Here is a 12634-nt window from a genome sequence, read left to right on the forward strand (position 1 = left end):
ATACAGAATGGCATTTAACAAATTTAAAGATTTTTTCGGCGTTGATGATTATTATGAAGAAACTGCCGAAGACGGAACGGCTAATGCGGCACAAGCAGAGCAACCCGTTCAAGAAGAGCGTAAAGGACAACCTGCAGCGCAACGTTCAAATGTCTTAAAGATTGATGGTAAACGTAACTCAGCAGCTAAGATTGCATTATATGAACCTCGCACTTATGCGGATGCGCAAACAATTGCAACGCAAATTTTGCAAGGTGAAGCTGTAATTGTGAACTTTAGTTCGATTGATGAACGGAACCAATTACGTGTCTTAGACTATATTGCAGGGGCAACTTTTGCAGTTGATGGGGACGTTGAGCGTGTGGGCGATCAAATTTTTGTTGCCACACCACATAATTTTGAGATTTCAGGATCTGTTTCACAAAATGTCAGTCAACAATTTGGAAACTAATTTGGAGGCAGATATATGAATCAAATCCTAGCGATGATTATTTACATTTTGAGCATTGTCTTAATTGCATTTCAATGGATAATTGTAATTTGGGCCTTAATGAGTTGGTTCCCAGGACTACGTGATAGTCAAGTTGGGCATTTTATCGCTCGCTTAGCTAATATCGTGGTTGGACCAATTCAACGCATTGTGCCACCACTAGGAATGATTGACTTTAGTGCAATCGTGGCTTTGATTTTATTAAATCTTGCGCAGCGCGGGCTAACATTTTTAACGTATGCACTGATGTGAGGTAATTGATGAATTCGGATATTGCACAACATTTTAGACCAAGTGAACTTAACTTTGTGCAACAATGTCAGGATTGGATTAATCAAAGTTTAGCTGAATATCGTTTGATTGTGACACCTTTTCTTAATCCGCGAGAACGCTTCATTTTGGAGAGTTTAGTGAATCGAGAACAAGCGCTTACACTATCAGAGAATGGTATTTTTGAAACTGCTGAGATGCAACGCGTGGCCGTGTGTCCCGATTATATAGATACAAGTCAATTAACGATGCAAGATTTTGATTTAGTCTTGTTAGCTGTTAAGTATCCAAGTAAGTTTATTGAGTTACATCATCGGACTTTATTGGGTAGTTTGATGCATAATGGGATTGAACGTGATCGGGTCGGCGATATTGTGACTGATGATCAGGGAATTTGGCAGGTGGCGACGACTTCAGTTGTTGCCGAATTTATTCAAACGCATATTGAAAGATTGGGCAAAGCCCCCGTACAATTTAATGTGATTACGCCTAGTCAGGCAATTTCACCAAATATTCAGTGGGAAACACTTGATGTATTGGTGAGTTCTGCTAGACTGGATACTGTGATAGCTGGGAGTTACAGCCTTTCACGAAGTATTGCTAAAGATTTGGTTGAAAATGGTTTAGTTCGTTTGAACTGGGCGCCACAAAATCATCCAGATATTGAAGTTGCAAGCGGTGACTTAATCTCAGTTCGTGGATATGGTCGTTTACATATATTGGCTGATAACGGGTTAACTCGTAAGTCAAAACATAAATTATCAATTTCAAAATTAGTAAAATAGATAGGAGTGCTAGCAATGGCAGTTACACCACAAGAAATTCATTCAAAACAATTTACAACTCGTTCAAATAAGTGGTTTGAAAAGACGGAAGTTACTGGATTTTTGGATCAAGTTGCAGTTGATTATGATAACTTAATGCAAGAAAACCAAGCTTTGCGTACAAAGCTATTGGAAGCAGACTCAAATGCAACGCAAGTTGAAGAGATGAAGCAATCAGTTAACTCTTCAATTTTGATTGCACAAGAAGCGGCTGACCGTTTGAAGAAGCAAACAGAAGCTGAAGCTGAAGCAACATTGCAACAGGCTGAAACTGAAGCGCAAAAAATTGTGATGGAAGCCAATGCCAAAGCGAACAACTTGCTTTCTGAAAGCCAACGTAAGAATGATGATTTAGTTACGCATCATGATGCAATGGCCAAAGAAATGACAGCCTTCAAGCAACGTATTTCTGGTTTATTGAATGCACAAATTGATTTGATGAACACTGAAGGTTGGGATGAGTTCCAACATGCTACTGATTTACGTGTTGCGGCACAACAAAACCAAGCACCAGTTCAACAACCAGTTGCTGAAACGCCAGTTGCCCCTGAAGAACCAGTGGCACAAACTGAAACAGTTGTTGTGATGCCTGATTTACAAGAAAATAACGATAATTTCTTGAATAAAGATTAATTTTCGGTTATTATCTTATTAAAGTTACTTAATCAAACGGTTTTTTGTATTCTATCAAGCGATCTAGAGTCTGGTGAAAGTCTAGAATAGTGACGCAAAATACTTATCAGTAAGTAAAAATTTGAAATATAACTGTTGAGGCAATTTTTTTAATTGCAAAAACGGGTGGTACCACGTTACTAATAACGTCCCGGACTGAATATTATTCAGTCTGGGACTTTTTTATTTGAAAGGAGTCAGCTATGAAGATGAAGGAAACCCTTAATTTGGGTAAAACAAAGTTTCCCATGCGTGGAAATTTGCCGCAAAAGGAAGCTGAACGCGAAAATGTTTGGTTTGAAAATAAAGTCTATGAGCAACGTCAAAAGTTAAATGAGGGAAAGCCATCATTTATGTTGCATGATGGGCCTCCATACGCCAACGGAAATATCCACATTGGACATGCGATGAATAAGATTTCAAAGGATATTATCGTTCGTTACAAGTCAATGAATGGCTTTTATGCACCATTTGTTCCTGGTTGGGATACACACGGACTACCCATTGAACAACAATTAACGAAGGCCGGTAAGGATCGTAAGCAAGCTGGACCTGTTAAATGGCGTAAAATGGCAGCTGAATTTGCTGATAAGCAAGTGAAAACACAAATGGCTGACTTCAAGCGTTTGGGAATTTCAGGCGATTGGGATCATCCTTATATCACCAAGCAACCTGAGTACGAAGCTGAACAAGTTCGTGTATTCGGTAAAATGGCCGATCGTGGCTTAATTTATCGTGGTAAGAAGCCTGTATTTTGGTCATGGTCATCTGAATCAGCTTTGGCGATGGCTGAAATTGAATATCATGATGTGACATCAACTTCTGTTTCATTTGCTGAGCAAGTCAAAGATGGACACGATGTTTTAGATAACGATACTTACTTTATTGTCTGGACAACAACCCCTTGGACAATTCCAGCTTCTGAAGCCATTGCAGTTAATCCAAACTTTAAGTATGATGTGGTTTTGCCAGCTGGCTCAGATCGTAAATTTGTTGTTGCAGATGCACTGTTGGGCACTGCAGCCAAAGAATATGGTTGGGGCGAAGACTATGAAATTGTTAAAACGGTCCAAGGAAGTGAATTAGACCGGATTACAGCGCAACATCCATATATGGATCGCGATATTCTCGTCATTGAAGGTGAGCACGTTACAGCTGATGCTGGAACGGGTCTTGTGCATACGGCGCCTGGTTTTGGTGAAGATGACTTTGCCATTGGTCAAGCGTATGATTTGCCAATTTTGATGAATGTTGATGACCGTGGTTACATGACTGAAGAAGCTGGTCCTGATTTTGAAGGTGTCTTTTATGAAGACGCAAATGAAGTTTCACTTCGTAAGCTTGAAGAAAACAATGCTTTAATCAAGGCTCAAGAAATTACTCACAGCTATCCATTTGATTGGCGTACGAAGAAGCCGGTAATTTTCCGTGCCGTACCGCAATGGTTTGCTTCAATTGAACCAATTCGTCAAGAAATTTTGGACAGCTTGGATAATGTTGAATTCCAACCTGAATGGGGACACAAGCGCTTAGCAAATATGATTCGCGATCGTGGTGATTGGGTCATTTCACGTCAACGTGTTTGGGGTGTGCCATTGCCAATTTTCTATGCCGAAGATGGCACTGAAATTGTTGATAAAGCAATCATCGATCATGTTGCCGACTTAGTTGCTGATCATGGTAGTGATATTTGGTTTGAAAAGGAAGCTGAAGACTTGCTACCAGCTGGCTATACAAATGAACATTCACCAAATGGTCACTTTACAAAAGAGACTGACATCATGGATGTTTGGTTTGATTCTGGTTCATCACATACAGCCGTTATGGCACAACGTCCAGAATTGTCATTCCCTGAAGATGTTGTTCTAGAAGGTTCTGACCAATACCGTGGTTGGTTCAATTCATCATTAATCACTTCTGTGGCAATTCATGATGAAGCACCATATCGTCGTGTTATTTCACAAGGATTTACCTTGGATGGTAATGGCGATAAGATGTCAAAGTCAATTGGTAATACCGTTTCACCAAATGATATTACAAAGAAGATGGGGGCTGAAATTATCCGTTTGTGGGTTGCCTCTGTTGACACGTCAGGTGATGTGCGTGTATCTGAAGATATTTTGAGCAAGACATCAGATGTTTACCGTAAGATTCGTAACACAATGCGTTATTTGCTTTCAAATACATCAGACTTTGTGCCAGCTGAGAATACGGTTGCTTACGCTGACTTAACACCGGTTGATCAATATTTCTATGCCAACTTTAACCAGCTTGTCGCTAATTTGAAGGCTGCTTATGACGCATATGATTTCCAAACAGTTTATAAGTTATTGATTAATTTCATTAATGTGGACTTGTCAGCCTTTTACCTTGATTTTGCCAAGGACATTTTGTATGTTGAAGCACCAAATGGACATGCACGTCGTTCATTACAAACAGTGCTTTATAAGATTTTGGTCGACTTAGATAAGTTAATCTTGCCAATCTTGCCACATACAGCTGAAGAAATTTTTGATTATTTGCCAAATGAAGCGGGTGATTTTGCTTATTTGACAGAAATGCCAGTTGTTGAGGATTTGGGCGATGTAACTGATTTGCTAGCCCGTTGGCAACAATTCATGGGTGTTCGTGACGCGGTTAATAAAGCGCTTGAAGTGGCACGTGATGATAAGTTGATTGGAAAGCCATCTGAAGCTGCAATCACACTTTATTTGACTGAAGCACAACAAGCATTGATTGACAGTCTGGGACAAGATATTCGTGTTCTTTTGATGGTTTCTCAATTACACTTGGCAACAGTTGCTGAAGCTGGTGATGCAAATGAATTTGATGGTTACCGTATCTTAGTCGAACATGCGGCTGGTGAAGTTTCACCGCGTGACCGTATGTATCACTTAGATTTGGGTGCTGATCCTGATTTCCCTATGCTTTCAGCGCATGAAGCCGAAATCGTACGTGAAAACTATCCAGAAGCACTAACTGAAGGTTTAGCAGACTAATTGCACGAAAAACGAAACGTTTAACTGAAAAGTTAAGCGTTTTTTTTATAAAAAGGCTGAGCTTTTATTAAATAACGCTTATAATAAGAGATACTAGACTAGAAAATGGAGTACTAATACTAATGACAACATTATATTTTATCCGACACGGTAAGACTGAATGGAACCAAGAAGGTCGTTTTCAAGGAGCCAATGGGGATTCACCGCTACTGCCAGAATCATATGATCAAATCAAACTATTGGCACAATATTTAGAAGACATTTCATTTACGCATGCATTTGCCAGTCCCATTAAGCGGGCCTATGATACAGCAGAAGCAACAATTGAAGCTATGAATCAAGATATTCCACTAACGCCATTAGCTGGGCTAAAGGAATTTGGCATGGGGGTGTGGGAAGGGATGCGCTTTAATGATGTTAAAGCAAGCTATCCTGATATGCATGATGCTTATCGTCACCATCCTGAACTTTTTGATGCAAGACAGGTTGATGGATCAGAATCATTTGAAGCGGTTCAAGCACGCTTTGTCGCTGATGTGGATCGTGCCGTTGCAGAATATGGTGGCGAAGGCGTTAATTTAATGTTCTTCAGTCATGGCATGTCATTGACAGCAGGAATGGGGGCCTTATTAGGAATTCCATTAGCTGATATCCGTTTACGTGGTGGATTAGGAAATACAAGTACATCGATTCTAACGACCGATGATGGTATTCATTATCAGGAAGTGATTCGAAATGATACGAGTTATCTTGAAGAAGCACCAGATGAAACGAATATGGTGTAAGTTGAAAAGAGGAAATAATGGTAGCGCAACAGAATCAGGAACAAGCAAAAATTAAAGCATTAGTGGCTAAAATTGAACAACATCCAAAAGATTGGCAAGCTTATGCTGATTTAGTATCAATGTTGTCAATTACTGGAAACTATATTCAAGCCGAAGAACTTGGATTAAAAAGTTTGGGCTTATTTGCAAAAAATACTGAAGCTGTTGCTTATTTAAATTATGCGATTGGTTCAAATTACTACAATGCAGGTAGCTATGAACAAGCACAAAAATATTTTCAGCAAGTTGATTTAGCCCCTCTAAAACATGATGCAACCATGATGCAAGCCCAAGATTGGTATGCACAAAAAAAGTATCATCAAGCTTTAGTATTTGCCTTGACGGGGACAGAACAAGATGCAACTGATACTGACGCATTTATTTTATTAGGACAAATATGGCTCGCATTAGGTCAATTTTCAGACGCTAAAAAGGCCTTTGATCAGGCTTTAGACCTGGATAAAAATAGCTTTTCGGCTAATTTTGGACGGGGAATGCTTGCTATGTCCGAACAGGTAACAGATAATCACTGGTTACAGCAGGCCAAAAGAATTGACGCTGATAAGTATCAGGCGCAAGCGCAACAACTTGATGACTTGCTCAATGTGATGACGGGTGGTGAAGCAAACGATGCAAGTGCAAGCAAATAATTTAGAACAAGATAAGCCAACTTTATTGGGCGCAGTAGAGAATATCGTATTTGCGGCGCAAGATTCTTTTTACAAAGTTTTGGCCGTCCAGATTGATGAAGCTAATTTTGATTTTGACGATGATGTGATTACCGTTACAGGAAATTTTGGTGATATTCAAATTGGCTCAAATTATGAATTTACAGGTCGAATCACGACTCATGCGCGTTATGGCGAACAATTTCTCGCTGAAAACTATCAACGTCAAGCGGTCACTTCCAAGAAAGGCGTTATTGAATACTTGTCTGGTGACCGTTTTCCAGGTGTTGGTAAAGCAAGTGCGACCAAAATTGTTGAAGAGCTTGGAAATGATGCGATTGATAAAATTTTGGATGATGCGTCTGCATTAGCTGAAATTGATTTATCTGATCGTGTCAAAAAAACACTGTTGAAACGACTCCAAGAAGCTGATGGCGTCGAGCGAACGATCATGGCTTTGAATCAGTATGGCTTTAGTGCTACTTTGGCTAATGAAATTTACGAAAAGTATCAAGCTAAGACCATGTCGATTTTAAAAGACAATCCATATCAATTAGTTGCGGATATTAATGGTGTCACCTTTAAAAAAGTTGATGCGATTGCAGCTCAACAAGGCATTGAGTTGGATGACAATCGACGAATTGCGGCAGCTGTGTTGGCAACGATTAATATGGCAACTTTTGACTCAGGTGATACGTATATTTTGGTGGATCAACTCTTACAACGTACACAGCAGATGTTAGAGGATAATCAAGCAACGCCGATTCCGATGGACTTGATTCAAGATGCATTATTAGTGTTAACGAACGATGGTGCGGTGATTGCCGAAGGTGACCATTTGTATCTGAAAAATGTCTATGATGCAGAATGTGCCATTGCTGATAAGTTAACGCGTTTGACTGAACTTAAGACCGCGCATTTTGAACGCAATGCGGTTGTCAAGAAATTAGGATCCGTCGAAAAGCAAAATGATTTTAGTTATGATGAAAATCAACAGGACGCGATTATTTCGGCCTTAACCAGTAATTTGTTTATTTTAACGGGTGGACCGGGAACTGGAAAAACAACGATTTTAAACGGTATCGTGAAGACTTTTCAGCTATTGGAACAAAGTGATGGTCAAAAGCAGGATGCGATTGATGCCAGCATCTTATTAGCCGCGCCTACTGGACGTGCAGCGAAACGCCTTTCTGAAGCAACGGGGCGACCAGCCTCAACGATTCATCGTTTGTTAGGGATTACAGGACGTGAAGCAGCCGATGATTTAGATATTGAAGCATTAGAGGGCAAAATTCTGATTATTGATGAGATGTCGATGGTTGATACGGAATTGTTTGCCCTATTGTTGTCTGCTGTCCCCATGGGGATGCAATTGATTTTAGTTGGTGACAAAGATCAATTACCATCAGTTGGGCCAGGACGCGTATTTTACGATATTTTAGCGAGTGGTTTATTAAACTATCGCGAATTGGAAGTGATTTACCGTCAGGGGAAAGGCTCAACGATTATTGAATTAGCACAATCTGTGAAGCAAGGTGTCTTGCCAGCAGATTTTATGGAACAAAAAACTGATCGTTCATTCTTTAATGCGAGTGCGCCGCAAGTCCCTAAATTGATTGATAAGATTGCAAGTTCATGGCGTGATCGTGGCTTTTCAGTCGCAGATATGCAAATTCTATCACCTATGTATAAAACGCCGGCTGGCGTTAATAATCTGAATCAAATTGCTCAGAATATATTTAATCCAGCGAGTGCAAAAAAACGCGAAATTGCCCTTAAAATGGGTGATCATGCTTATGTTTTACGCGTCGGGGATAAAGTTATGCAAACGGCGAATGATCCCGAAAATAATGTGTTTAATGGTGACATTGGCTATATTAAGACGATTTTATCAGCGAAGGATAAAGATAATGCTGATAAAAAAGATTTAGTAAGTGTTGAATTTGATACTGGGGATGTTGATTACACCCGCCAAGACCTAAATCAATTAACACTAGCCTATGCAACTACTATTCATAAGGCACAAGGATCAGAATATAAACTGGTGATTATGCCCATGGTCCGGCCATTTTCACGGATGTTACAACGTAATTTATTGTATACCGGATTAACGCGTGCAAGTGAGTCGTTGGTGTTACTTGGCGAAACCAGTGCATTCAACCAAGCGGCACAAACCGAAGGTATTATGCGCCATACGACCTTGCAAGCACGTTTAGCACAGCGTCAGCAGAAACAAGGGCGAAAGCAAGCAACGAAAACGGCCCAAACAAGTGAAACTGTCGCACCAACAACAAACGTCAAGCAGGAACAGATTATTCAAAAAAAGGCGGAATCAACGCCCCAAACGACCATTCTAACGGTTGATTTGATTGATAATCATGTAATCGACCCAAACATTGGGATGGAAGGCTTGACACCAATGGATTTTCAGCGTTAAAATTAATGCACAAATGTGTAATTTGGTATGATTGCCAAAAATTAAATGCATAGATTAATGAAAAGGGGTTTTTGACATGTCAGGACACAGTAAATGGCATAATATTCAAGGGCGTAAGAATGCCCAAGATGCCAAGCGTGGTAAGATTTTCCAAAAGTTGTCACGTGACTTATATACGGTTGCTAAAGAAGGTGGTGCTGATCCAGATTCAAACGCCTCTTTACGTTTAGTAATGGATAAGGCAAAAGCTGCCAACATGCCTAAAGAAAATATCCAACGTGCGCTTGATAAGGCTTCTGGTGCTGATGGTGCCAACTATCAAGAATTAACTTATGAAGGATATGGACCAGCTGGTGTTGCGGTATTGGTTGAAACATTGACTGATAACACAAACCGTACTGCTTCATCTGTTCGTGCAAGCTTTAAGCACTTTGGTGGAGAGCTTGGTACATCAGGTTCAGTGTCATTCCAATTTGACCGTAAGGGTTACTTGGAAATTACACGTGATGAAGATACAGAAATTGATGAAGACCAATTGTTTGAAGACATCATCGAAGCTGGTGCTGATGACATGAAGACTTTTGATGATCAATTTGAAATCTACACGGATCCAAAGATCTTTAAGGATGTCCGTGCTGCATTGGAAGAAAAGGGTTATGACTTTGAAACTGCTGAAGTGACAATGATTGCTCAAAATCCAGTTGCCGTACCAGAAGATAAGCAAGAAACATTGGCTAATTTGGTTGACGAATTAGAAGATAACGATGATGTTTCTGCAGTTTACACAACTGCTGAATAATGAGAAAAATGCGATTTGAATAAATCGCATTTTTTTATTGACCTTTTTGTCTAAAACGTTTAGGCTTGATGAATACATTATATATTTGATGAGTCGTTAACGTGTTTTGCCACAGACTTTATCCGTGCCAAGAAATTCAGTAACGACATAGTTTTTTTCTATGTCGTTTTTTTCTTGCCCATGGGACCGTTTGATGTGAAATACGTAGCTTGCTGGTCACATGGGAGAAGGAAATTTTTATGTTAGAACGTTTTTTTAAGTTGTCGGAAAACAATACGACAGTCAAAACGGAAGTGGTTGCTGGGTTAACAACTTTTGTGGCGATGGCCTATATTATCTTTTTAAATCCGGCTGTGTTGTCATTGACGGGAATGCCAAGCCAAGGTGTGTTCTTAGCCACTATTTTGACGGCTGTAACCGGGACGTTAATTATTGGGCTATTCGCTAATTTACCCTATGCGTTGGCACCCTCAATTGGGATGCAAGCCATGTTTACTTATACAATTGTTTTTGGTCTTGGTTATACGTGGAAACAAGCCTTGGGGATGGTTTTCTTAGTTGGATTAGTTGATGTTGTTATCACCTTGACCAAAGTCCGTTCATTAATTGTTAAGGCGATTCCAGAACAATTGAAGCATGCGATTGCGGCTGGAATTGGTTTGTTCATCGCCTATATTGGGCTTAAAAATGCTGGATTTTTGGATTTTATTATTGATCCTTCAAATATTATTTCAATTAATAATCAACCCTACACACCAGGTGCAGGTGTTAAGTCAATTGAATCAATGATGGCAAATGGCGGTGTGACACCTGCTGTAAGTACTTTTCAATCAGCACCAGTATTGTTGGCGTTGATTGGCTTTATTGTCTTAGTGTTATTGGTTGTTTCTAATGTTCCGGGTGCGTTCTTAATTTCAGTGATTGTGACCACCCTGATTGGAATTCCAATGGGCGTAACAAACACACATATTGACGCATTAGGATCATTTAGTGCAACATTCCATGATTTTGGTGACATCTTTGGTCAAGCACTTGGAAAAGATGGTTTGTGGTCAATGTTTACGACCCCAAAGAGTATTTTAGTTGTGATTCTAACCGTTTTCTCAATGGGCTTGTCTGGTTTGTTTGATGCGATTGGAACCTTTATCGGAACTGGGATGACAACAGGCATCTTCTCAAAAGCTGATCAAAAAGAATTTTATGAAGGTAAGGGATTTAAATCAAAGATGGACCGTGGCTTAGTGGCCGATACATTTGCAACCATGTTTGCTGGTATTTTTGGAACATCAAATACAACGACATTTATCGAATCAACTGCCGGTATTAAAGCTGGTGGACGCACTGGTTTGACTTCCGTCGTGATTGCGGCTGGATTCTTACTATCGATTGTGGCAGCTCCGTTGGTTGGTGTGATTCCATCTGCGGCAACGGCTCCAATTTTGATTATTGTTGGAATTTCAATGATGAATGAATTCAAGGCGATTGATTGGGATGATTTGGAAGTTGCGATACCAGCATTCTTCACTTCTGCTTTCATGGCCTTCTCATATTCAATTTCATATGGAATCGCGGCTGGATTTATTTTCTATGTGCTAATCAAATCAGTTAAGGGCAAGTTTAGTCAAATTAGCCCGATTTTATGGGTAATTACGATTTTGTTCTTGTTGAACTTTATTTCAATTGCCTTGCATTAAACCCTGCTAAATAAACAAAGAACGCTGGATTATCACCAGTCGTTCTTTTTTTTTGTAATTTTTTGAATATCAGTCGTCTTTACTTACGAGCTAAATGAAGGAGGGCATGGTATGCAACATTATTTTGACGGAATTTTGCGAAAGGCGGTGAGAAAACAAGCAACTGATATCTACTTTAAAATATCAGAAACCCATATGACATTGGCAATTATGAGTCCGCTTGGTTATGAGTTAATGGACGCGTTAGATCTTGAATCTGGTGCAGCGCTCATTCGTTATGTTAAATATCAAAGCCATTTAGATTTGGCTGAATCACGGCGACCACAAGCTGGACATTGGTGTGTGACATGCAATAAGCAAATATTACACTTAAGAACATCGACAGTTGGTGATTTTAAAGGCGCTGAATCATTAGTGATCCGAATTATTTATCCTTTAAATGGACTAGAGCGGCACATGCAACAAAATTCGGCGCTTGAGAATTTTGGCCTCGGATTGGTTAATCGGGCGGGCTTGATGATTATTGGTGGTGCCATGGGGGCTGGGAAATCAACAACCATGGCATATCTTATTGATCGCTTTTTAGTCAAACGGTCAATTTTATCTATTGAAGATCCAGTTGAAATTGAACAACCAGCGGTACTACAGCTGCAAGTAAATGTTGCAGCTAATATGACGTATCCAAATCTCTTAAAATTAGCATTGCGGCATCATCCGCAAGTCATTGTTATTGGTGAAATTCGCGACACACAAACTGCAAAGGTGGTGGTGGAAGCGGCATTAAGTGGTCATCTGATTTTGACGACTGTGCATGCATTAGGTTTGGCTGAAATTAAACAGAGACTAGTGAATTTGGGAGTGCGTCCGGATGATTTTGAATTAGGCGTTACAGGCATTGCCTTTCAAGAACGGACAGCGAGTCAGCTATCATTTAGCTATCAATTTTTAAGGTGAATC

11 protein-coding genes are annotated in these 12634 nt (G+C 39.9%); all 11 read left to right on the forward strand.

From position 1 onward, the window contains the following. Positions 1–7: 7 nt before the first annotated feature. The 11 genes from IV67_RS06990 to IV67_RS07040 all read left to right on the forward strand — a co-directional run bounded on the left by IV67_RS06990 (position 8) and on the right by IV67_RS07040 (position 12631). Positions 8–451, forward strand: coding sequence for a cell division protein SepF (locus IV67_RS06990; RefSeq protein WP_057788453.1), 444 nt, complete (start codon positions 8–10; stop codon positions 449–451). A gap of 15 nt (positions 452–466) precedes the next feature. Then, entirely contained in the window at positions 467–742 is a 276-nt protein-coding gene (locus tag IV67_RS06995) for a YggT family protein (RefSeq protein WP_057788455.1), read from the forward strand. Between the two features lie 8 nt (positions 743–750). Beyond that, positions 751–1545: a YlmH family RNA-binding protein gene (locus tag IV67_RS07000; RefSeq protein ID WP_057788457.1), complete on the forward strand. Its 795-nt coding sequence runs from the start codon at positions 751–753 to the stop codon at positions 1543–1545. 15 nt (positions 1546–1560) lie between these two features. Next, positions 1561–2217: a DivIVA domain-containing protein gene (locus IV67_RS07005; RefSeq protein WP_057788459.1), complete on the forward strand. Its 657-nt coding sequence runs from the start codon at positions 1561–1563 to the stop codon at positions 2215–2217. Between the two features lie 242 nt (positions 2218–2459). Then, on the forward strand, positions 2460–5255 hold the full coding sequence (ileS, locus tag IV67_RS07010; protein WP_057788461.1) for an isoleucine--tRNA ligase: 2796 nt from the start codon (positions 2460–2462) through the stop codon (positions 5253–5255). A gap of 122 nt (positions 5256–5377) precedes the next feature. Then, a complete protein-coding gene (locus IV67_RS07015; RefSeq protein WP_057788463.1) occupies positions 5378–6040 on the forward strand; it encodes a histidine phosphatase family protein in 663 nt (220 codons plus the stop codon). Positions 6041–6057: 17 nt separating this feature from the next. Beyond that, positions 6058–6729: a tetratricopeptide repeat protein gene (locus tag IV67_RS07020; protein ID WP_057788466.1), complete on the forward strand. Its 672-nt coding sequence runs from the start codon at positions 6058–6060 to the stop codon at positions 6727–6729. After that, a complete protein-coding gene (recD2, locus tag IV67_RS07025) occupies positions 6710–9184 on the forward strand; it encodes an SF1B family DNA helicase RecD2 (RefSeq protein WP_057788468.1) in 2475 nt (824 codons plus the stop codon). Before IV67_RS07020 ends, recD2 begins: the two co-directional genes overlap by 20 nt. A gap of 76 nt (positions 9185–9260) precedes the next feature. Then, complete coding sequence (locus IV67_RS07030; protein ID WP_057788470.1) at positions 9261–9983, forward strand: YebC/PmpR family DNA-binding transcriptional regulator; 723 nt, start codon at positions 9261–9263, stop codon at positions 9981–9983. A gap of 239 nt (positions 9984–10222) precedes the next feature. Then, positions 10223–11677, forward strand: a complete 1455-nt coding sequence (locus IV67_RS07035) for an NCS2 family permease (protein WP_057788471.1) — start codon at positions 10223–10225, stop codon at positions 11675–11677. A gap of 111 nt (positions 11678–11788) precedes the next feature. Continuing rightward, entirely contained in the window at positions 11789–12631 is an 843-nt protein-coding gene (locus IV67_RS07040) for an ATPase, T2SS/T4P/T4SS family (protein WP_057788473.1), read from the forward strand. Positions 12632–12634 lie beyond the last annotated feature (3 nt).

Source organism: Weissella minor (assembly GCF_001437425.1).
In the GTDB taxonomy this organism is placed as follows: Bacteria; Bacillota; Bacilli; order Lactobacillales; family Lactobacillaceae; genus Weissella; species Weissella minor.